General features: G+C 55.5%; 21 protein-coding genes and 1 riboswitch. Of the genes, 6 read left to right on the top strand and 15 right to left on the bottom strand.

Annotated features, from left to right (window positions below; all coding sequences use genetic code 11):
* Positions 1-325 precede the first annotated feature (325 nt).
* Positions 326-2,923 carry a bifunctional aconitate hydratase 2/2-methylisocitrate dehydratase gene (acnB, locus tag ACMHXE_RS07240; RefSeq protein ID WP_101055966.1) on the top strand — a complete coding sequence of 866 codons (2,598 nt, stop codon included), beginning with the start codon at positions 326-328 and terminating at the stop codon, positions 2,921-2,923.
* A 437-nt stretch (positions 2,924-3,360) separates the two neighbouring features.
* Here acnB and yjgA read toward each other — a convergent pair whose 3' ends face one another.
* Complete coding sequence (gene yjgA, locus ACMHXE_RS07235; protein ID WP_101055967.1) at positions 3,361-3,894, bottom strand: ribosome biogenesis factor YjgA; 534 nt, start codon at positions 3,892-3,894, stop codon at positions 3,361-3,363.
* 148 nt (positions 3,895-4,042) lie between these two features.
* Between yjgA and pmbA the strand changes: the two genes are divergently transcribed.
* Positions 4,043-5,386 (top strand): metalloprotease PmbA, encoded by a 1,344-nt coding sequence (gene pmbA / locus ACMHXE_RS07230; RefSeq protein ID WP_224865823.1) that lies wholly within the window; start codon positions 4,043-4,045, stop codon positions 5,384-5,386.
* Between the two features lie 96 nt (positions 5,387-5,482).
* On the opposite strand, the gene ACMHXE_RS07225 is transcribed toward pmbA, so the two are convergent.
* Both ACMHXE_RS07225 and ACMHXE_RS07220 read right to left on the bottom strand, forming a co-directional pair.
* Positions 5,483-5,830 carry a hypothetical protein gene (locus ACMHXE_RS07225; protein WP_101055969.1) on the bottom strand — a complete coding sequence of 116 codons (348 nt, stop codon included), beginning with the start codon at positions 5,828-5,830 and terminating at the stop codon, positions 5,483-5,485.
* 99 nt (positions 5,831-5,929) lie between these two features.
* Positions 5,930-6,775 (bottom strand): substrate-binding periplasmic protein, encoded by an 846-nt coding sequence (locus ACMHXE_RS07220; RefSeq protein ID WP_165564363.1) that lies wholly within the window; start codon positions 6,773-6,775, stop codon positions 5,930-5,932.
* Between the two features lie 186 nt (positions 6,776-6,961).
* Here ACMHXE_RS07220 and ACMHXE_RS07215 point away from each other — a divergent pair, with 186 nt between their 5' ends.
* Positions 6,962-7,186 (top strand): ribosome alternative rescue factor ArfA, encoded by a 225-nt coding sequence (locus tag ACMHXE_RS07215; RefSeq protein ID WP_096141104.1) that lies wholly within the window; start codon positions 6,962-6,964, stop codon positions 7,184-7,186.
* A 37-nt stretch (positions 7,187-7,223) separates the two neighbouring features.
* Here ACMHXE_RS07215 and rimO read toward each other — a convergent pair whose 3' ends face one another.
* Positions 7,224-8,648 carry a 30S ribosomal protein S12 methylthiotransferase RimO gene (gene rimO / locus ACMHXE_RS07210; RefSeq protein WP_039033558.1) on the bottom strand — a complete coding sequence of 475 codons (1,425 nt, stop codon included), beginning with the start codon at positions 8,646-8,648 and terminating at the stop codon, positions 7,224-7,226.
* 233 nt (positions 8,649-8,881) lie between these two features.
* Here rimO and ACMHXE_RS07205 point away from each other — a divergent pair, with 233 nt between their 5' ends.
* The 3 genes from ACMHXE_RS07205 to ACMHXE_RS07195 all read left to right on the top strand — a co-directional run bounded on the left by ACMHXE_RS07205 (position 8,882) and on the right by ACMHXE_RS07195 (position 11,913).
* Entirely contained in the window at positions 8,882-9,589 is a 708-nt protein-coding gene (locus tag ACMHXE_RS07205; RefSeq protein ID WP_101055971.1) for an oxidative stress defense protein, read from the top strand.
* Between the two features lie 204 nt (positions 9,590-9,793).
* Positions 9,794-9,965: riboswitch (Lysine riboswitch) on the top strand.
* Between the two features lie 88 nt (positions 9,966-10,053).
* Complete coding sequence (locus ACMHXE_RS07200) at positions 10,054-11,634, top strand: Na+/H+ antiporter NhaC family protein (RefSeq protein ID WP_101055972.1); 1,581 nt, start codon at positions 10,054-10,056, stop codon at positions 11,632-11,634.
* A 156-nt stretch (positions 11,635-11,790) separates the two neighbouring features.
* Positions 11,791-11,913, top strand: coding sequence for a hypothetical protein (locus tag ACMHXE_RS07195; RefSeq protein ID WP_413731825.1), 123 nt, complete (start codon positions 11,791-11,793; stop codon positions 11,911-11,913).
* A 192-nt stretch (positions 11,914-12,105) separates the two neighbouring features.
* On the opposite strand, the gene ACMHXE_RS07190 is transcribed toward ACMHXE_RS07195, so the two are convergent.
* The 11 genes from ACMHXE_RS07190 to ACMHXE_RS07140 all read right to left on the bottom strand — a co-directional run bounded on the left by ACMHXE_RS07190 (position 12,106) and on the right by ACMHXE_RS07140 (position 21,324).
* Entirely contained in the window at positions 12,106-12,288 is a 183-nt protein-coding gene (locus tag ACMHXE_RS07190) for a hypothetical protein (RefSeq protein WP_413731823.1), read from the bottom strand.
* A 173-nt stretch (positions 12,289-12,461) separates the two neighbouring features.
* Positions 12,462-12,974 carry a GNAT family N-acetyltransferase gene (locus tag ACMHXE_RS07185; protein WP_287589752.1) on the bottom strand — a complete coding sequence of 171 codons (513 nt, stop codon included), beginning with the start codon at positions 12,972-12,974 and terminating at the stop codon, positions 12,462-12,464.
* A gap of 113 nt (positions 12,975-13,087) precedes the next feature.
* Positions 13,088-13,708, bottom strand: coding sequence for an urease accessory protein UreG (gene ureG / locus ACMHXE_RS07180; RefSeq protein ID WP_413731821.1), 621 nt, complete (start codon positions 13,706-13,708; stop codon positions 13,088-13,090).
* An 8-nt stretch (positions 13,709-13,716) separates the two neighbouring features.
* A complete protein-coding gene (locus ACMHXE_RS07175) occupies positions 13,717-14,568 on the bottom strand; it encodes an urease accessory protein UreF (protein WP_226563834.1) in 852 nt (283 codons plus the stop codon).
* Positions 14,450-14,992 (bottom strand): urease accessory protein UreE, encoded by a 543-nt coding sequence (gene ureE / locus ACMHXE_RS07170; RefSeq protein ID WP_226563568.1) that lies wholly within the window; start codon positions 14,990-14,992, stop codon positions 14,450-14,452. The genes ACMHXE_RS07175 and ureE overlap by 119 nt, the downstream gene beginning before the upstream one ends.
* A gap of 35 nt (positions 14,993-15,027) precedes the next feature.
* Entirely contained in the window at positions 15,028-16,731 is a 1,704-nt protein-coding gene (ureC, locus tag ACMHXE_RS07165) for an urease subunit alpha (protein ID WP_413731818.1), read from the bottom strand.
* Positions 16,728-17,048: an urease subunit beta gene (locus ACMHXE_RS07160; protein WP_101055978.1), complete on the bottom strand. Its 321-nt coding sequence runs from the start codon at positions 17,046-17,048 to the stop codon at positions 16,728-16,730. Before ACMHXE_RS07160 ends, ureC begins: the two co-directional genes overlap by 4 nt.
* A 13-nt stretch (positions 17,049-17,061) precedes the next feature.
* Positions 17,062-17,364 carry an urease subunit gamma gene (ureA, locus tag ACMHXE_RS07155; RefSeq protein WP_039033550.1) on the bottom strand — a complete coding sequence of 101 codons (303 nt, stop codon included), beginning with the start codon at positions 17,362-17,364 and terminating at the stop codon, positions 17,062-17,064.
* 15 nt (positions 17,365-17,379) lie between these two features.
* Positions 17,380-18,225, bottom strand: a complete 846-nt coding sequence (locus ACMHXE_RS07150) for an urease accessory protein UreD (RefSeq protein WP_224865829.1) — start codon at positions 18,223-18,225, stop codon at positions 17,380-17,382.
* Positions 18,226-18,440: 215 nt separating this feature from the next.
* Entirely contained in the window at positions 18,441-19,343 is a 903-nt protein-coding gene (locus ACMHXE_RS07145) for a helix-turn-helix transcriptional regulator (protein WP_101055980.1), read from the bottom strand.
* Positions 19,344-19,431: 88 nt separating this feature from the next.
* A complete protein-coding gene (locus ACMHXE_RS07140) occupies positions 19,432-21,324 on the bottom strand; it encodes an alkaline phosphatase D family protein (protein ID WP_413731815.1) in 1,893 nt (630 codons plus the stop codon).
* Positions 21,325-21,498: the final 174 nt, after the last annotated feature.

Here is a 21,498-nt window from a genome sequence, read left to right as displayed (position 1 = left end):
GGATGCAAAATTATCCCGGCTGGGATGCTTGGCTGAAGGCGTTTGAATTTAATTCGATTACTACAATCTAATTATTTGTATTTAAATGAAAAAATCATTTTTTCAAACTATTGTCTAATTTCCTTTGTTTAATGAGGGGCTTAGTGTGTTGCCGACCTTGGGATTTTGCCACGATTTCTCAGTTGCCTTAGTGTGATCTCATTCATACTTTTGCAAAGCTGTAGTATACTGCAGGCCGGAATTTACGGGTCGATCCTGTGGGGCTGTCAGCTTCATTCATGAAGACGTGCAGTCGTAAGAGCGCCTAACAAAGAGGAATGTTGCCGTGCTAGAAGCATATCGTAAACACGTCGAAGAGCGTGCTGCTGAGGGCGTAGTCCCTAAGCCATTGGATGCACATCAAGTGGCTGAGCTTGTTGAATTAGTGAAAAACCCACCTGCAGGCGAAGAAGAATTTATTCTTAACCTGCTCGAAAATCGTATTCCCCCAGGTGTTGATGAAGCCGCCTATGTTAAGGCCGGTTTCCTGGATGCCGTTGCCAAGGGTGAGGTGAAATCGCCAATCCTGAGTGCCGAGCGTGCGCTGGAACTCTTGGGCACCATGCAGGGCGGTTACAATATCGAACCCCTGATCCGCCAATTGGACAACGAGCAGATGGCCCCGCTGGCGGTCAAGGCTCTGTCCCACACCCTGCTGATGTTCGATGCCTTCCACGATGTGGTTGAGAAGATGAAGGCGGGTAACGCCTATGCCAAGCAAGTGGTTGAGTCCTGGGCTAATGCCGAGTGGTTCCTCAGCCGTCCTAAGCTGGCCGAGAAAATCTCTCTGACCGTATTCAAGGTCACAGGCGAAACCAACACCGACGATCTGTCTCCGGCTCCTGATGCCTGGTCACGTCCCGATATCCCACTGCACGCTTTGGCGATGCTGAAAAACGCCCGCGACGGTATTGAGCCGGATCAGCCAGGCGTAGTAGGGCCAATCAAGAAGATTGAAGAACTTAAAACCAAGGGCTTCCCACTGGTTTATGTGGGCGACGTGGTAGGTACAGGTTCTTCCCGTAAGTCGGCGACCAACTCTGTGCTGTGGTTCATGGGTGATGATATTCCATTCGTGCCCAACAAGCGTGCCGGTGGCTTCTGCCTCGGTGGCAAGATAGCTCCTATCTTCTTCAACACCATGGAAGATGCCGGTGCTCTGCCGATTGAGTTGGATGTGGGCAATATGGAGATGGGCGATGTTATCGACATCTACCCTTATGCCGGTAAAGTGACCCGTCACGATAGCGACGAAGTTATCTCTGAATTCAAACTCAAGACTGATGTGCTGCTGGACGAAGTGCGTGCCGGTGGCCGTATTCCATTGATCATCGGCCGCGGTCTGACCGACAAGGCCCGTGAAGCTCTGGGTCTGGAAGCCTCCGATGTCTTCGTGCGTCCAGGTGACGTTGCCGATACCGGCAAGGGTTACACCCTGGCGCAGAAGATGGTAGGTAAGGCCTGTGGCGTAGAAGGTATCCGTCCTGGCCAATACTGTGAACCCAAGATGACTTCTGTCGGTTCTCAGGACACTACCGGCCCTATGACTCGTGACGAGCTAAAAGACTTGGCCTGTCTCGGTTTCAGTGCTGATTTGACCATGCAGTCTTTCTGTCACACTGCCGCTTATCCCAAGCCTGTTGACGTAAATACTCACCACACTCTGCCTGACTTCATCATGAACCGCGGTGGTGTTTCCCTGCGTCCAGGTGACGGTGTTATTCACTCTTGGCTGAACCGCATGCTGCTGCCCGATACCGTAGGTACAGGTGGTGACTCGCACACCCGTTTCCCTATCGGTATCTCTTTCCCAGCCGGTTCCGGCCTGGTGGCTTTTGCCGCCGCTACCGGTGTTATGCCACTGGATATGCCTGAGTCTGTGCTGGTGCGCTTCAAGGGCAAGATGCAGCCTGGTATCACTCTGCGTGATCTGGTGCATGCGATTCCGCACAAGGCCATCGAAATGGGTCTGCTGACCGTTGAGAAGAAGGGCAAGAAGAATATCTTCTCCGGCCGTATCCTCGAAATCGAAGGTCTGGAGCACCTCAAGGTTGAGCAGGCATTCGAACTGTCTGATGCGTCTGCCGAGCGTTCTGCCGCCGGTTGTACCATCAAGCTGGATAAAGATCCTATCATCGAGTACCTGAACTCCAACATAGTCATGCTCAAGTGGATGATTGCCGAAGGCTACGGCGACCGTCGTACCATAGAACGTCGTATCAAGGGCATGGAAGAGTGGTTGGCGAACCCTGAACTGATGGAAGCCGACAAGGATGCCGAGTATTCAGCGGTTATTGAGATCGATCTGAATGAGATCAAAGAGCCTATTCTGTGTGCACCGAACGATCCCGATGACGCCGTATTGCTGTCTCAGGTAGCCAACACTCAGATTGATGAAGTGTTTGTCGGTTCCTGTATGACCAACATAGGCCACTTCCGCGCCACGGGTAAGATGCTGGACAAGTTCGCCAAGACGCTGCCTACTCGTCTGTGGATTGCTCCGCCAACCAAGATGGATAAGGATCAGCTGACCGAAGAAGGTTACTACGGTATCTTCGGCCGCGTCGGTGCCCGTATCGAGATCCCCGGTTGTTCTCTGTGTATGGGTAACCAGGCGCGGGTTGCTGAAGGTGCGACCGTGGTGTCGACTTCTACCCGTAACTTCCCGAACCGCCTGGGTACGGGGGCCAATGTGTACCTGGCCTCTGCCGAGCTGGCTGCCGTTGCAGCGCTGTTGGGACGTTTGCCAAGCCCTGAAGAGTATCAGGAATATGCCAAGGAACTGGACGCAACAGCGGCCGATACCTACAGATACCTGAACTTCGACCAACTGGAGTCTTACACCAAGAAGGCCGGTGAAGTGATCTTCCAGTCAGCGGTTTAAGTTATTGCATAGATTATCGCAATAACCTAAGTCAGCTCATGGAACTCAATGCCAATAGCTATAGAGGCTTAACGGTTTCCGGGAGCTGACGCAAAACCCCACTAACTTTGTTAGTGGGGTTTTTCTATGTTAGCTGAAGCGTTCGGGAAGATGCGAATAGCTACTCATGGCACCCTCATTGAAAGAGGGCGAAGCTTACAAAGCGGTTTGTTGTGTGCCGATCACGCCTTGATTCACATCACGAAGAAGTGGACTAAGCCTATAGGGGATAGGGAGCCGGTGAGGGTGAAACTCACTGTTCGGTGACAGAGTATCACAGTGATAAACTGGCACCTAAACAGAAGAATATATCGCCGTGTTAACTATATGAGTATTAATGCTTATACATAACATCAAAACTCCAAGAACGGCAGTTTTATACAGTGCGAATTACGGGATCAGTTTTCCAGTTCGCTGCGCAAATACTTGAACAGCTCGGCAGAGGACTTGGACTGAGGCCCCTTGGCCAGTTCCTTATTGGCCTGACGCACCAGTTGCCTGAGTTTTTGTCTGTCCAGTTGCGGATGTTCTTCCAGCAGGGACTGCACTTCGGCATCGCCACCATTGAGCAAACGGTCACGCAACTTCTCAAATACCTGGGCCTTGGCGGCCGCTTCGTTGTTCTTGTTCAGCACCCGCTCAAGCGAGGTTTGAATCGCCTCAAGATCTTCGTTGCGCATCAGCTTGCCGATAAACTGCAACTGACGACGGAAGGCCTCGGTATTGGGCTTGATGTTCTTGGTTTGCATGATGGCATCAAACAGGGACTCACCCAGCTCAATTTTGGCCAACTGACTCTTGCTCAGCGCTGCCAGCTGTTTGCCCAGATCCTGAGCCTCTTCACTGTCGCGTTTGAGCGAGGTCTTGCTGATATAGTCCTCGTCCTCATCATAAGGCTGTTTAAAATGCTCTGAATCGCCAACTATTTTCATAAAGTCTTTCCTCTGATACTGGCGCTGATTGTAGCATCCCCCTTGGCGCTTCGTCTTCTACGGCAGCAAAATTGATCTGTCGTGGTTATGTGAATAAAGCCGGCTTTTGTTATGCTAGGGGCAGTTTAGCCAATTCAAGAGTAAACCTGTGTCTGCAAATTTTATTGATAGTGAACTGAGTGCGTTGAAAGACGCGGTGGCAATGGCGCTGGAGTATGCCAATAGCCTGGGCACCAGTGCTGCCGAGGTGGCCATCAGCAAGCAACAGGGCCTGAGTGTTTCCACTCGCCTCAAGGAGGTGGAAACGGTCGAATTCAACAAGGATGGCGCGCTGGGGATCACCCTGTATCGCGATGGACATAAGGGCAGCTCTTCCACTTCGGATCTGTCGCCGGAGGCGATTCGCCAAGCGGTTAAGGCCGCCGATGGTATCGCCCGCTATACCAGTGAAGACCCTGCCAGCGGTTTGGCCGATCCTGAGTTGATGGCGAAAGATTTTCCCGATCTGGATCTCTATCATCCCCGTCACACCAGCCCGGAAGAGTTAGCCGAGTTGGCCATTCGCGCCGAAGCTGCGGCGCTGGACAGAGATCCGAGGATCAAGAATTCGGATGGTGCCAGTGCCAACGCCCACAACAGCGTCAAGGTCTATGGCAACAGCCATGGTTTCCTGCAGGGTTACTGCAGCTCGCGCTACAGCCTCAGCTGTGTGGTGATTGGCGCCGAAGACAACGGCGATATGCAGCGCGACTATGACTATGGTATCAACCGCCGCTTCGACGCCTTGTTGAGCCCGGAGCTGGTGGGGATTAAGGCCGCCGATAAGACGGTTGCCCGTCTCGGTGCCCGCAAACTGGCAACCGGCAAACTGCCCGTGCTGTTTGCGCCGGAAGTGGCCACAGGTCTGGTGGGACATCTGGTCAGCGCCATCAGTGGCTCAAGCTTGTATCGCAAGTCCAGCTTCCTGCAGGATGCTATCCACACCCGGATTTTCCCCGAATGGTTAAGCATTGCCGAGCAGCCGCATCTCAAAGGTGCCCTGGCCAGTGCCAACTACGACAGCGAAGGGGTCGCGACCCGTGAGCGGGACATAGTCCGTGACGGCACACTGGAGAGTTATCTGCTGACCAGTTACTCGGCGCGCAAGCTCGGACTGGTCAATACCGGCCATGCCGGCGGCATCTATAACTGGACGCTGGCCGATACCGGCCACAGTTTTGATGAGTTGGTGCGTTCCATGAGCCGCGGGCTCATAGTCACAGAGGTGATGGGTCAAGGGGTGAATATGGTTACCGGCGACTATTCCCGCGGCGCAGCCGGTTTCTATGTCGAGAATGGCGAAATCCAGTTCCCGGTCGAGGAGATCACCATAGCCGGTAACCTGAAGCAGATGTATCGCTCCATGCAGGCGGTTTCCAGCGACAGGGATCTGCGCTCCAGCATTCGTACCGGGGCAATATTGCTCGATGAGATGAAGATAGCCGGTAACTGAGCCGGCAAACGGCTAAAAATGCTTGTAAAAGCCCGCTGTCAATGCGGGCTTTTGGGCATGTTCATTTTTATCAAAACGTTACGGGCTTATTGGGCATCATGCAGGGTGATATGCTTCCTCACCCGAGTCACTATCCTCAAAGTTGAGTGGCAGATATTGGCTGAGCTCTTTTAAGTTATTGCAGATACTGTGGGCTCTCTGTTCATCCCCTTGATGCAAGATGGTGAACATATGTTGCAGTGCCATGGCATTAAGATAGTCCCGGTGAACCGGCGGGAAGATTTCGGCATCGATTTTCGCCCGCTGCAGGCGCTTGTTTATCGCTTGTTGACTGCTGAGCAGCACCAGTTCCAGCGCGGTTTTCAAGTGCTGTTCCTCTTCGGCCATCAAGTTCATGGCCAAGTCCAACTGTGCCTGTGGCGTTAACGGCTTACGGGAAAACATCTGATTAACTCTTTACGGCCAAAAACGCCAGTGTACCCCTGGCATGCTGGACTCAGGCTGAACCACAGGGACTAGAGCCCTTGTTTAGGCTTAGGGGAACTAAGGCGTCGCAGCAGGCTGTGATACCTGTTGCATATAGTCTTGATAACGCCGCTCGGTTTCCCCGCTGTTGGCCATTTGAGACAAGACTTGCTGTAGTGCGTAGGCTATGCTGCCTGCTTGTAATTCCCAAGGGCTGTTGTCAATGGATATCGGCTTGGCGGCGACATAATTGGGGTTTGCGTCGGCGCTGAAATAACGGCTCTTGCGTGAGAAGCCCAGGTGACCTGGCCGCCAGTTATCGCAGCAGTTGGGATGCAGTTTTAGCCCGTGCTGAGGATGATTTTGCAGCCAGTACCTCAGGGTTGATTCATCGTAGACATAGAAATCCCCTTGATGCTGTGTGAGAAAGGCTATCGCGGAGTCTGTGCTCATGTCCGGTGGCTTGCGCACTATCAATTTGTTTGGTAAACCACCCAGCTGATAGCTACCGGGGGAGATCAGCAGCACCAATTGTTTATCCACCAATTGCTGCAGCGAAGTGATGTCAGTCAAGTCGTCGCGGCTGACGCCTATATAGCGTTCAGACAGGCCGTTAACGATAAAATGTGCATAGTTGTGGCGTTCTTTGGAGAAGGCCAACCCAGGGTAAAAGTCGATATTGCCCTTGGCGATTTCCCGTAGAATACGCTTTTTCGGTGCTCGCACTACCTTAAGACTACAACCTATTCTCGCTGCTGCCTCTTGATAGAGGTTGAGATAGAGGCCGCTGTTATCCGGTGCTTCAGCAATATAGGGTGGCCGGGCGTTGGTGCGATATCCCATGGTTAACTCACAATTTTCTGTGGCAAACACTTGTGCCGCACAAACGAGCGTCAGCAGTGTCAAACAGAACTTGATGATCAAAGAATAACTCCTCCGGGTGGGGCTAACGCAGGCTGAATAATACGGCGGGTTGCTAGCATAGGTAAAATACTCGTGATATTTTCCTGGAGCCGATACTTGGTTATTTTAATAAAAGAGGATAATATTTGCGCGATTTTTGTCCGGTATGGCTGGGCAAGTCTCATCCAATTGAAATAAGGAGCCGATATGGCCAAACATATTAAGCAGACCGCACTGCTGGAGCATGAATCCGGTCGTGGACAGATCAAAGATAACGCCCTCAAGGCGGTGGTGACCAGTTCACTGTTTCGCTGTCGCAGCGAGAAGCCGAAGAAGGGCAAAGGATCATACAGTCGTAAAGGACGCAATGGAAAGGGGCAACAGGGTGTTGCCCCTTTTGATTTTATGACTCTAATCTTTTCACCCTGCTGACACCTCAAGAAAGGTTTCTCCAAGGTGTTGGGAGAGTTTATTCCGGCATCTGCACCAGTTCGGCCCACAGATCGTGCTCATCAGAATGAGTGATCAGTGCGCGCACCATGTCCCCTGGGCTCAGTTCCACTTCTCCGTTTAAGAATACCATGCCGTCGATTTCAGGCGCATCGGCATAGCAGCGGCCAATGGCGCCTTCCTCGTCCACATCATCGATGAGGACATCCAGCTCACGGCCTACCAGGCGCGCCAGCCGCTCGGCACTGATCTCGGCCTGCACCTGCATGAAACGCTCATAGCGGTCCTGCTTGACCTCTTCACTGATAAGCTCGGCCAAGGTGTTGGCCACGGCGCCATCGACTTCCGAGTACTTGAAGCAGCCCACTCGGTCCAGCCTTGCTTCACGCAGGAAGTCCAGCAGGATTTCGAAATCCTCTTCGGTTTCACCGGGGAAGCCAACGATAAAGGTTGAGCGGATCACCAGATCCGGGCAGATCTCACGCCACTTCTTGATGGCGTCCAACTGGCGGTCGACCCGGCCGGGACGCTTCATCATCTTGAGCACGCGAGGGCTGGCGTGCTGCAGTGGCAGATCCAGATAGGGCAGGATCAGTCCTTCGGCCATCAGCGGGATCAGCTCATCGACCCAAGGGTAAGGGTAGACATAGTGCAGGCGTACCCACACCCCCATCTTGCCCAGATGGCGGGCCAGGGTAGTGATATCTTGCTTCACCGGCATGCCGTTCCAGAAGTCGGTGCGGCCGCCCTTGTCTTTGCCGTAGGCCGAGGTGTCCTGGCTGACGACCAGAATTTCCTGAACGCCGCTTTCCACCAGGCGTTTGGCTTCATCCAGCACGCTGCCGACACTGCGGCTGTCCAGATCGCCCCTCAGCGCTGGAATGATGCAGAAGGTACAGCGGTTGTCGCAGCCTTCGGAAATCTTCAGGTAGGCATAATGCTTGGGGGTCAGCTTAACCCCGGCTTGCGGGATCAGCGAGGTGAAGGGGTTGTGCTCTGGCTTGGGCACATATTTGTGCACATGGTTCAGCACGGCTTCATAGCTGTGGGGGCCGGTGATCTCCAGTACATCCGGATGCACTTCGCGGATCTGGTTTTCCTTGGCGCCCAGGCAGCCGGTGACTATCACCTTGCCGTTTTCTTCCAGCGCTTCACGCACGGCATCCAGCGACTCTTCCACCGCGGCATCAATAAAGCCACAGGTGTTGACTATTACCAGGTCGGCATTGTCATAGCTGTTGGTAACCTCATAGCCGTCGATGCGCAGTTGGGTGAGGATCCGCTCGGAATCCACCAGGTTCTTGGGGCAGCCCAGGCTGACAAAGCCGATGCGATTGCCGCTGGTTTGGGCCTCGGCAGGGCTGTTTTCCTGTGCCAGAGTCTTGGCCGGAGTGTCCAGAGTCGTGGTCTGCTTGGGATCAAATATGTCGACTGATTTCTTCAAGAGCTGTTTTCCGCAATGCTAAAGCTGATGGAGCACGCTTGGGTGCCGGTAAAATTGGCGGCGATTATACCTCAGCCATAGAAAAGGTACAGTTGGGCTGGTTAATTTATGTTCTATGTTGCCATCTCGGTTGCCGCTTCAAAACCTCGTTGAAAAATTTTTTGATTTTTTAACCCTTTTGTCAGCTGGCTGCGTTTCTATGGTCAACGAAGCGAACTTTTTGGAGAACCAAGATGAAAAAATCTCTGCTGAATCTGGCGCTGATAGGCGCACTGTTACCCGCTACTCTGATGAGCCACTCGGTACTGGCCCAGGATAGACCTCTGCTGGAAACTACAGGCGTCAGCCAGATACAGGTTGAGCCCGATATGGCCGAAATCAATGTTGAAGTGTCATTAAGCGAATCTGATGCCAAGGCGGCCAAGGCCGCATCCGACCAAGCGGTGGCCGCTTTTATCGAGCGCCTGCTCAAGGCTGGGGTCGCCAAGGAGTCGATTGCCGCCGCCAATCTGAATCTGCAACCTGAGTATGTTTACCTCAAGGACAAGGCGCCCGAGCTCAAGGGCTATCGCGCCAGTCGCAGTGTGACAGTGTTGGTGAAACAGTTGGATCAGCTCAACCCCATACTGGACTCGGCGCTAATAGGCGGGATCAACAAGGTGAACCAGATTAACCTTAAGTCCAGTAAAGAAGCCGAGATGCGCAAGCAGGCGCGGCAGGCGGCCATTGAAGATGCCAAGCAAAAGGCCAGTGAGCTGGCAGCCGGATTCGGCGAGAAACTCGATGGCGTCTGGTCGATTCGTTATTTCGACCAAGGCCCGGTGCGTCCTGTGATGTACAAGGCCGCCATGATGGCCGAAGGCGCTATCAACCAGAGCTATGAGTATGGCCAGGTAACTTTCTCCGACAGGGTCGAGGTCAGCTACAAGCTGCGTGACTGAAGTAAGCATTTGGGGGAGCCGGTAGCTCGCTGATGGGGCAAAGCGCTTTTTAACCGTGGCTCATGAACAAGCGGTGCCGGTATTTGTAGGCCGTGACATGAGTCACTTACCCTGGGCTTAATGCCCGCCGGGCGGGATATTTACCGCCAGAGGCACAATCCGGCTTGCTATTGGGGCCGTGATAGTTAGAATGCCAGTCGAATACCTTTGAGTAGAGGCGCGCTGCCTAAGAGTAACCGGGAAGAGGGTGATGCCTTTGAGGCCCGGGGAAAGGAGTCGGCGCCGAAGTAGCCAGGCCATCGAACCTGACTGCTGGTTCTGTATCTAACAGGTGCAGGACTGCCATAGTCATCCACTATGGAGCGCTACCTGAAGGAGCTGAGAAGTTTCTGCCCTCCTTGGTCTGAGTTTCTTCGATCCTATCGGTAGATCTCCACCTTAGTTGTTTTAGGTGTAAAGAGATCATGAATATCATGCATTTTGCGGACTCTCCCTGGTCCATTGTTCCTCCTCTGCTGGCGGTTGCGCTGGCGATCATCACCCGTAGAGTACTGCTCTCCCTTGGAGTAGGCATAGTCGCCGGCAGCCTGATGTTACAGCAGTTTTCACCGCTGCAATCGCTGCGCTATCTGTTTGACAGTGTGCTGAAAATCTTCTGGGTCGATGGTGCTCCCAACAGCGATAACCTGAATATGCTGCTGTTTATGCTGCTGCTGGGTGGGCTTATCAGCTTGATGACCGCCTCGGGGGCGACCCGGGCCTTTGCCGAGTGGGCCGCCAGGCGCTGCCAGAGCCGCAAGGGCGCCAAGTCGCTCACCGGCTTGATGGTGTTTGCCTTCTTTATTGACGACTTCTTCCATAGCCTGTCGGTGGGGCCCATTTGCCGCCCTGTGACCGACAGATTCCAGATCTCCCGCGCCAAGTTGGCCTATCTGCTGGACTCAACCGCGGCGCCTGTATGCGTATTGATGCCCATCTCCTCCTGGGGGGCCTATATCATCGCCCTGGTGGGCGGCATACTCGTGGCCCATGGGGTGACAGACCAGAGCCCGATCGCCGCCTTCGTGCAGATGATCCCCATGAACCTCTATGCGGTATTTACCCTGATCATGGTGGTGGTGGTGATCGCCTTCCAACTGGATATTGGGCCGATGCGACAGCATGAGCAGCGGGCGCTCGAAGGCAAGCTCTGGGATGAATCCAAGGGCCGGCCAATAGGGCTGGATATGGAAGCCCCGGCCGACAGCCGCGGCGGCATGCTGGATATGGTGTTGCCTATAGTGACACTGACGGCGGCGAGTATCTATTTTATGCTGGACTCCGGGGCCCAGGTATTGGCCACCAATGGTCAGGCCTTCAGTGTGCTGGGCGCCTTTGAACATACCAATGTGGGTTCGTCTTTGGTTTATGGCGCCCTTTGCAGCCTGGCGGTGTCCGGCCTGTTGGCTCTGCGTCTCGGTCTTGGGATATCCACTTGGCTGCGTGCCGCCCCCAGAGGCGTTATGGCCATGCTGCCGGCGATCAACATACTGCTGTTTGCCTGGACCATAGGCGCCGTGGTGCGTGACATGGAAACCGGCAAATATCTCGCCAGCCTGGCCAACGGCAACCTGCCCACAGGGCTGCTGCCTGTGGTGGTGTTTGTGCTTTCCTGCGCTATGGCTTTTGCCACAGGCACCAGCTGGGGCACTTTCGGTATCATGTTGCCGCTCGCCGGTGATATGGCCGCCGCCAGCGATATTCAACTCCTGCTGCCCATGTTGTCGGCTGTGCTGGCCGGCGCTGTGTTTGGCGACCACAGTTCGCCCATCTCCAGCACCAGTATTCTGTCGGCCACCGGCGCCGGCTGTCACCATATAGATCATGTGCTGACCCAGTTGCCTTATGCTCTGACCGTCGCCTTCGGGGCAGCGCTGGGGTATCTGGCCATGGGGCTGCTGCATTCCACCTTGGCCGGTTTCCTGGTGAGTGCCGCCTGGTTTGCACTCTTCTGCCTCTATCACGCCAGGCGCTTCCAGGCGGCTCCCGAGGCCGCCATCGGCTGAGGCTGAGATGGGATACCAAAAAAGCCCCGGGAGTTTCCCTCGGGGCTTTTTACTCTTGCCAAAGGCTTTTGCGTCGATAAGGAGTCTCAGTGATCCAGATAGAGATAGTTTTGCCAGCTTTTCACTACTTATCAATACCTTACGCATGATTGACGCATGCTCAAAGCTGTCGGAATAGATGGCGATCTCCACATTGGTGCCCAGTGGCAAATGATACTGACTCAGATCATCCAGCGGCTTGAGTTTCACCAGAGGTTGGCCGTTGAGGCGAATTTGTGACGAGCCATAGAGCTGTCCCTGCGCCTGCACCTGAGATTCACCTAAGGCCGGCAGCACTTCGACCACTTCGGCTTGAAACACCTTGCCCGGCAGAGCGCGGAAGAGCAGCTCGGCCTTGATGCGACTGGCCTCGGCGGCCTTATAGACAGCGTCAAGCCCCAATGCCGCCTGTTTGGCCTGCTCCAGGTTGGCTTACAGCCGGGTGACTTCTGTTTGATAAGGAGTCGGATTGACCCGGAACAGCCACTCGCCCTCTTTTAGCAGTTTGTTGGGGGTGACGGGCACATCTATGATCTTGCCGCGCACTGAGGGGCTCCGCGGGGTGGTGATGTACATCTGGCTACCCATGGCGGTATGGGGATGGCTGTAGCTCATCAACAAATCAAGGTGGCTATCAGTACTACTCCACAGAGCACTACGATGGGCAAGCTTCAGTTGTTAAGCGGAATACGGAAAATCTTGAAGATGGCGACGCAGATAGCAGATTGCCCGGGAATGATGAATTTTTTCAGTGGCATAAGATGAAAATCGACTCGTACCCGAAAGGGTTAGGGCTCGGCAGGTCCCGGCAGCATAAGCTGATAAAACGCCAAATCCAGCCAGCGGTCGAACTTATAACCCACCTGAGGCAGGGTGCCTGAGTGTTTGAACCCCAACTTCAGGTGCAAGGCAATACTGGCCTGGTTTCCGGCATCTATGGCGCCCACCATGGTGCGTATGCCGCGCTCCCGGGCCTGGGTTATCAAATGCTGCATCAGAAAGCGCGCCACCCCTTTGCCTCTATGCTCCGGGTGCACATACACAGAATGTTCCACCGAGTAGAGGTTGGCCGGATAGCCGCGAAAGGGGCCGAAGCTGGCAAATCCCAACAGTTGCCCCTGCTCATCCTCGGCGCCCAGAATCGGCCAGTTGCCTTGCTGTTTGGCGCCGAACCAGTCGCGGATCTGCTGCTCGCTCCTGGGCTGATATTCATAAAGGGCTGTGGTATGGGCAATGGCATGGTTGAAGATGGCGCGTATCGCCTCGCCATGTTGCTCAAGTTGGCAGTGACACAGATGCATCTTAGGCTCCCAAGGTGGTTTCGCCTGAGTATGCCACAAGTCGGTCGGTGTGCCACCTAAAGGACTGGATATCAAAAAACAGTGCCTGCCCAGGTGGCAGGCACAGCTCAGGCTCAGTGCTGATCCAGCATGCCTTGGGTGACAATAAAGTCGATGATTTCAGCCACCCCTTGCCCCTGCTTGAGGTTTGTGAATACCCAAGGCTTGTTGGGGCGCATTCTGGTGGTATCTTCGGCCATCACTTCCAGCGAGGCTCCGACATAGGGCGCCAAATCTATCTTGTTGATCACCAGCAGATCGGAGCGGGTAATGCCAGGGCCGCCCTTACGGGGGATCTTCTCGCCCTCGGCCACATCTATTACATAGATGGTCAGATCTGCCAGTTCCGGGCTGAAGGTGGCACTGAGGTTGTCGCCGCCACTCTCGACAAAGACCAGATCCAGGCCGGGATGGCGCGCCGTCAGTTCTTCCACTGCCGCGAGATTCATCGAAGCGTCTTCGCGAATTGCCGTATGGGGGCAGCCACCGGTTTCCACGCCTATTATGCGGTCGGCGCTCAAGGCCTCGGCGCGGGTGAGAATTTTGGCGTCTTCCTGGGTATAGATATCGTTGGTGACCACGGCCAGGTTGTAGTTGTCACGCATCGCCTTGCACAGAACTTCCAACAGTGCTGTCTTGCCCGAACCAACGGGGCCGCCAACGCCTATGCGCAAAGGTTGTTTGGTTGTTTGCATATTTTCTCTCATGAACGAAACAGTCGGGTGTATTGGGTTTCATGGCGGGCACTGGCAATGGCCAGCGCCGGGGTATAACTGCCGATATCGGCCTCGGGCCAGTCTTGCGCCTTTTGCAGCGCCTCGGGGATCTCGGCGCTCAGTTGCAGCAACAGCTGCTGACCGGCACTCTGTCCCAAGGGGATCAGCTTGACGCCGGCAGTGACGGCATTTTCGAGCCAGCTCCAGCAATAGGCTTCGCACAGTTCATATGTCGGCAGTTGCCAGTGTTTGGCTGCGAGGGCAAAGGCCGCCAGTTGGGTTTGCAGCACCAGCTCCCGCTCCTCGGGCGCAAGTGGGATCCCCAGCTGTGGCAGCAGTTTGGCAAAGGCCTGACCGCGCTGGCGTTCTTCCTGCCTTAGTTCTGCGGTTTCGCGACTGGCCAGCAGTAATCGGCAATAGTCGCTCGCCGCAGAGATGTGTTCTTGCGCCAGCGCCTGGCACAGACGCATCAGCAAGGGCAGCTCCAAGGTGGCCAGGCTGTCTTTAAGTTGGTTTTGCAGCCAGTGTCCCAGGGTGACAGGGTCTTTGACCCAGCCCCGCTCTATGGCCCACTCCAGTCCTTGGGAATAGGTAAAGCCCCCCACAGGCAGAGACGGACTCACCAACTGATAGAGGCGCAAGCGGCCAAGCTCGCCGGGTGCCTTGGTCTGAGGCTCAAGGCCCAGCTGCCCATGGGCTGGAACCCGGCCTGGGTTGATATTAGTGCTCATGGCTGTGGTCGTGACCATGTCCGTGATAGTGCCCATGACTATTGCCGTGACTATGAGCGTGACTATTACCGTGACTATTACCGTGACTATGGCCGTGGGCACTGCCACCATAGGCTCCCGCCTCGGGTTGGAACTTGTCCTGGCGATAGCTGACCGTGAGTCCGAGTCCCTTAATCATCTCGTCCAGAACATGATCGTGCAGGTAACAGCATTGGCCTTGGGTTATCTGCAGCGGCACATGACGATTCCCCAGGTGATAGCAGGCACGAGCCAGCAGCAGTGGGTCTGAACTGCTGACCACGGACAGGTTCTCGGCCTTGGCACAAACCTTGGCCAACTCGCCCGTTTCTGCCTTGAGAATATCGCCTTCTTTGAGGACAGTACCGCGTGGCAGAAACAATCCGGCTTCGCTGCCGTCACTCAAGGTCACTCTTTGGCGGCTGCGAACCCGCTCATCCATCGACAGCCACAGCTGCAGTGTCGGGAGCTGTTGGCATTCATCGGCTTCCAGGCGTTGACAGAAATGGATCATCTAAACTTGCTCCTCTTGGTTTCAAGGCCTGTATATCAGAACAGGAAGTAGCGCTGGGTCATGGGCAACTCAGTGGCCGGTTCACACACCAGCGGCATACCATCGGCCTTGACTTCATAGGTTTGGGAGTCCAGTTGGATCTCCGGGGTATAGTCGTTATGCAGCATCTGTTTTTTATTTATGTTGCGACAGCCCCTCACTTCACCTATGCGACTCTTGAGCCCCAACTTACCTGGGATATCCGCTGCGATGGCCGCTTTGGACAGAAACAGCATGGAGCTGCTGTGCAGCGCCTGGCCAAAACAGGCATACATGGGGCGATAGTGCACGGGTTGCGGAGTGGGGATGGCCGCATTGATGTCGCCCATAGGGGCGTAAGCGGTCAGGCCACACTTGAGCACCAGTGCGGGTTTAACCCCGAAAAATACCGGATCCCAGAGCACGATATCGGCCAGTTTGCCCGGCTCTATCGAACCCACCTCATGGGCTATGCCATGGGCGATCGCCGGGTTGATGGTGTACTTGGCCAGATAGCGCTTAATGCGTTGGTTATCGTTGTGCTCCGTGTCTCCCGTCAGAGGCCCGCGCTGCAGCTTCATCTTGTGGGCACATTGCCAGGTACGCATTATCACTTCCCCGACCCGGCCCATGGCCTGGGAGTCGGAGGACATCACTGAGATGGCTCCGAGATCATGCAGTATGTCCTCGGCGGCTATGGTCTCACGACGAATGCGCGACTCGGCAAAGGCCACATCTTCGGGAATGGCCGGATCCAGGTGATGACAGACCATCAGCATATCCAAGTGCTCATCCACAGTGTTGACTGTGTAAGGCATGGTGGGATTGGTGGAGGCCGGCAGAATATTGGCTTCTCCTACTGACTTGATCACATCCGGGGCATGGCCGCCACCGGCGCCTTCGGTGTGAAACACATGAATGACCCGGCCGTCGATCGCCTTGATGGTTTCTTCATAGAAGCCGGCTTCGTTGAGTGTGTCCGAGTGAATGGCTACCTGCACATCCATCTCATCGGCCACCTGCAGGCAATGATCTATGGCGGCTGGCGTAGCCCCCCAGTCCTCGTGGATCTTGAAACCCATGGCACCGGCCGCTATCTGTTCCCGCAGTGCTTCCTTATTGCTGACATTGCCCTTGGCGAACAGGCCTATGTTGATTGGCAGTGAGTCCACGGCTTCCAGCATCCGGTGCATGTTCCAGATCCCCGGAGTGACTGTGGTGGCGTTACTGCCGGCCACAGGCCCTGTGCCGCCACCGATAAAAGTGGTGACGCCACTGACCAGACCTTCTTCGGCCTGTTGTGGGCAGATAAAGTGGATATGGGTATCCACCCCTCCGGCGGTGACCAGCTTGCCTTCACCGGCCACCACTTCGGTTGCCGGGCCAACTACTATGTTGACACCATCCTGCACATCTGGGTTACCGGCCTTGCCTATGGCCTGAATGCGGCCGTCTTTAATGCCTATGTCTGCCTTGACTATGCCCCAGTAATCCAAGATCAGGGCGTTGGTGATCACCAAGTCGACACAGTCGGCCGCCAGTGCCTGGCTCTGGCCCATGCCATCGCGGATCACCTTGCCGCCACCAAACTTGACCTCTTCGCCGTAACGGCAGTAATCCTGCTCTACTTCGAGGAAGAGCTCAGTGTCGGCCAGCCGTACCCGGTCGCCCTTAGTTGGGCCATACATGTCGGCGTAGGCCCGTCGTGATAACTTGCTCATTTTGCCTCCAGTGCGCCCATAATGGCGCCGCGAAAACCATAAATGGCCCGGCGACCGCCAAAGGGCACCAGCTCCACGGTTCTTTGCTGGCCGGGCTCGAAACGGATTGCCATGCCGGCCGGAATATTTAGCCTTAACCCCTTGGTTTGCTCGCGCTCGAACGCCAGTTGGGGGTTGACCTCGTAAAAGTGGAAATGCGAGCCGACCTGAATTGGCCTGTCACCCAGATTAGCCACCGAAATTTTCAACTTGGGCAGGTCAGTGTTGATTTCAATGTCGCCCAGTGCCTCATTGAGGCGGTATTCGCCCGGGATCATCCGCTGCCTCCAATCAGATTATCGGTTCGTGGATCGACACCAACTTGGTGCCGTCGGGGAAGGTGCATTCCACCTGAATGTCGCTGATCATCTCGGGGACGCCTTCCATCACATCCTCGGCACTGAGTATGGTGCGGCCGTAGTTCATCAATTCGGCCACCGTCTTGCCGTCGCGGGCCCGCTCCATGATTTCACAGGAGATCAGGGCTACCGCTTCCGGGTAGTTCAGCTTCAGGCCTCGGGCCCGGCGACGTTCGGCCACCAGCCCGGCGGTGAACAACAACAGTTTGTCTTTTTCTCTTGGGGTCAATTCCATCTTCTGGTCTCGCTATCAGGTCGCCCAAATCCTTGGCGGCTGCGGCAGACGTCCGTGCCAGTGTTGGTGGATCTGTTGCCAGACGGCAATCAAGGCCGTCATCAGCACTTCGGTTTGGTGTCCCAGCAAACGGATACAAAGAATGCCGTCTACCAGGGTGGCACCGTATTCAAAATCGCTTGTGTCTGCGGCGAAGGCAGTCAATGCCTGGCGTACCAACGCCAGTAACTGCGCATCGGCGGGGAAAACGTAGCAGTTGCCCTGCATGGGATAGGTTTGTAATCCTGCCAACTGCTCAGGGTTGCCGGCCTGCTGCACAAACAGGCCTTCAGACAGGCGCAGCTCGCCATCCAGATAAATTTGACTGCGGCCGCGGATATCGCCATGGCTGAAGCGCTCCTTGAGCACAGGGCGACCGAAGCAGAGCATCTCCCAGCCGATGAAGCGTGCACCTGTGACCAGCTCTATGCGGGTTTCCAGGCGGGCACAGGCGCCGGGGAAAAACAGGGTTTCCTGGGGCAGCCATTCCAGCAGGGCGCCATCGGCCACTTGCAGTTGCAGTTGCTGAGCCGCGTATTGGCCGCCGCTGCGGTAAAACTTACCGGCGCCCGGAGTGGTTACCAGACTGTGGGCACCGCTGTCGGCGGCGATAATGATCTGCAGCTGGTCGCCGCCGACTACACCGCCCGGTGGATGTAACAGATAGGTGTGGCAGACTCCGGCTTCGGCCTGAAACGGGCGTTGCACCAGCAAGGGACCAAACTGTTCCCTTTGCAGCAGCCGGGTTTGCCCCCGTCTGGGGCCATAGCGCAGATAGAGTCGGGCACGCCAGTTGGCATGCGTTACAGGAATTACAGACACACTTACCCCTGCCCTGGAATTGTCAAAAGGCATTTAGTTGTTTGAAAGTTGGACTCGATTTTGATCAGTTCGGCGTCGACCACGCCCTGGATGCACCGCAGAAAACTACGCGGTAGGGCGAAGAGAGAAAGGTCGACGGACGCCTGAGATCATAGGGGCAGTCAAGCATGGCGACAAGAGTCGCCCAAGCGAATTCATTTCGTTATCTGCTCATTTTATTTCGCAGTTGTTGTTTCCGGAGTTTTCGCCAGCACCAGCGATGGGCGTCTGTGTCCAGGTGAGCCGCTATCCTTGAGGGCAAACAGTGCCAGAATGTCGTTGCCGCTGCGGGAATGGCTGCGAAACTGCAGCGGTGTCATTCCCTGATGCTGCTTGAACTTGTCGCAAAAATAGGCCGGGCTGTGAAATCCGGACAGCTTGCAGACCCGACTGACCGGGAAGTCGGTGAAGGTCAGATAGTTGAGAGCTACCCCCATGCGCACTTCCAGCAATAATTTACTGAAACTGTAGCCTTCCTGTTGCAGATGACGCCTGAGCGTGGCCGGGCTGGTATACAGACGGGCGGCGACTTGTTCCAGGGTCCATTTATGGCCGGGATCTGTCATGATCAGGCGTGCCAGCGCCCTTTCCCTGGGTTCGTCATATTTGACTCTGAGGGTATTGAACAGATCGACTCCGGCGGCCAGTATCGCCTTGAGGATAAAGTACTGACATTGGCGCAGCAGGCAGGGAGCTTGAGGTGTTTGGCTCACCAGTTCATGGGTGAGCCGCAGCAGTTCAAAGTTGTCCCTGGCAGCATCCGGCGTATTCAGGGCGTAGCGGCGATTGTGGCCATCTATCTGACACTGGCCCGGCAGATAGTCGACGGCCAACTCTGCCAGCAAAGCTTCATCCAGCGTCAGCGTTTGCACCGTCAGCGGTTGCTGCGCCGCTTCTATATGACAGGAGATATGGGCAAAACGGGGAATGATCAGCAGAGTATCCTGGTTTACGTTCAGTCGTTCACCATTGATACTGACCCAGCCACGACCCGAGTACAGACGCACCAAAAGCACGCTATCTATATAAAATTCGCGCAGTTCTAGATGTCTGGATGAGTCTATATGTCGGTATTGCATCGTGAGTCTGAGCCGGGATGAATGCCTGCATTATAACCTGAGCCGGCTTGTCACCAAGCCGGGCTGATCAAAATCCGCTCCCCGGGATTCAGTCGCGACTGTCTTTGGGGGCTTGAAACTCGGTCAGGCTCATATCGGCGTGCAGTACGGCTATCCGCTTGGGGGCGCCGTTTTCTGCCAGTTCCAGAAGGCCGATACCGCTTTGGTTGACCAGGCGCTTGCTGGGGGCTCCATTGGGGCGGCGGCCGCGGATCGACATGCGTTTGCGTTTGGTCAGCAGATTGAGCGGCGAGAAATGCCCATAGAGCCAACCGTTGAGCTTATCAAACACAGGCAGCAGCTTTTCCGGGAACTGATTTTTGATGCCGCTGGCGGTGATCTGGTAGATGTTGGGACTGGCACGGCGAAAGCGGATCCCTATGTCATAAGCAAAGGAGTAGTGCACATCGCCGGAGAGGATCACAAACTCCTGCGGGGTACGTCTGTGCATGAAGATCGACAGCAGGGCGTTGGCGGCGCCGGGGTGTGCCATCCAGTTTTCGGCGTCCACCAGCAGCGAAGCACCGATGAGAGTGGCCGTGCGCTGCACAGCCTCAATTAGCTTGACCCCGAAAATCGGCGCCGCCGACACTATGATGACCTTATCCTGCCCCAGCAGCGCCTGTTGTAGATCCATCAGCGCCTCCCAGTCCATCAGTCCGGAAGGCTTGGCCAGGTTGGATTCGCTGCGCCAGCGGCGGGTACGGGTATCCAGTACTACCATTCTGGGGTGAGTATCCAGGGTGTAGTGCCAGTTCTCACACTTGAGCAGCTTGTCTATCAGGGCATCCTGGCGCTCGCTGTCGGCCAGATAGAGGCCGCTCAGATCTTCGAAAAAGTCGGTAAACCTCTTGGGTTGATTGCCGAGAGCTTGAAACAGGGTGTACCCCAGCAAGGCATTGCCTATGATGCGCTTGGAGAAGGCGTGACTATAGGCGGCCTCTTCCCAGCGGGCCGTCAGGTTCCAGTCGTCGGTAATGTCATGATCATCGAAAATCATATAGGTGGGCAGATGCGCCAAAAGGCGCCTAACCTTGCCAAGGCCCGCCTTGAACTCCAATAAGTGTTGCCACTGGTTCTGCCACTCCTGTGCCCGTTTACCGTTCAGCCCGGGCAACTGTTGCGGCAGTTCCAGTTGCTGCCACAGTTCCGGCGACCAGATTAAAAGATACAGGGCAGTAACTTCGGCGAAGCTCAGCAGATGGTTTTCTGCCATCGAGGAGGTGAATATGGGGTGGTTGATATACCAGTGCCAGAGCGCAGTCTTGGCCGGATACTGGGTTCGGGGCAAGAGTTGTTTCGGCCGCAGGTAGAGGGAGTCTGGGCCATAGTCTATCTGCGCCGAGTCCTTGAGCGGAGCGTCGCTAAAGCTTTCCTGTTTCAGTCCCAGCAGCGCGATTACCTGGGCAATGGCCACCAGGGTGGGGCCGGCCACATCATCGACATAGAGCTGATCGCCGCTTAGCATCAACAGCGCCGGGCGCTCGGCCGGGGCATTGTTCTGTTCCAGCTGAGTATCGGCCGCCACCAGTGCATCGCCGCTGTGATGATGCGGGTTGCGACAGGAGCCGTGCAGCAAACGATCCAGCCTGGGCTGCAGCACCAGTTCGGGAGAGGCTTTGCCCGGATAACATAGGCCTTCGATACCGGCGAACAGCGACTGACCATCGGCATCTTCCAGGCTGTAACCCACGGCTTGCCCTTGGGGCAGCAATCCGGGAACCTCCAGGTGCAGCAGATACTGCCAGGCATGTTCACCCAGTTGTACTTTGTGCACTTGCTCTTCATTCAGCGGCAAGGGCGCCGACTTGTGACTCAACTTAAGCGTCAGTTGCGGGCTCAGCGGCTTGCTGCTGACCCACCAGAGGGTGAAATGGTCCCGGTCGCAGTGGCGCAATATCGGGCCGGTCAGGATCAGCGGCAAGGAAGAGGAAGTGGTCATCGGCGAATTTCGCAGCCTCTCAGGAATGAAAAAAGGTGAATCCACAGGTTAAACAAGTGCTTTGGCTTTGAAAAGCCCCTAAAATGTGAAGCCTTGTTAATGATGTAAAGCGGCTGTGCCGAGGCATCGACGGCAGACATTGACACTCCAGAGCCTCCTAATGCCATAGCCAAC

The sequence above is a fragment of the Shewanella sp. BJSY2023SW007 genome, from assembly GCF_047314525.1.
Lineage (GTDB): Bacteria > Pseudomonadota > Gammaproteobacteria > Enterobacterales > Shewanellaceae > Shewanella > Shewanella chilikensis.
Note: the sequence above shows the minus strand (reverse complement) of the source record. Positions and strands in the feature narration are given on the sequence as shown.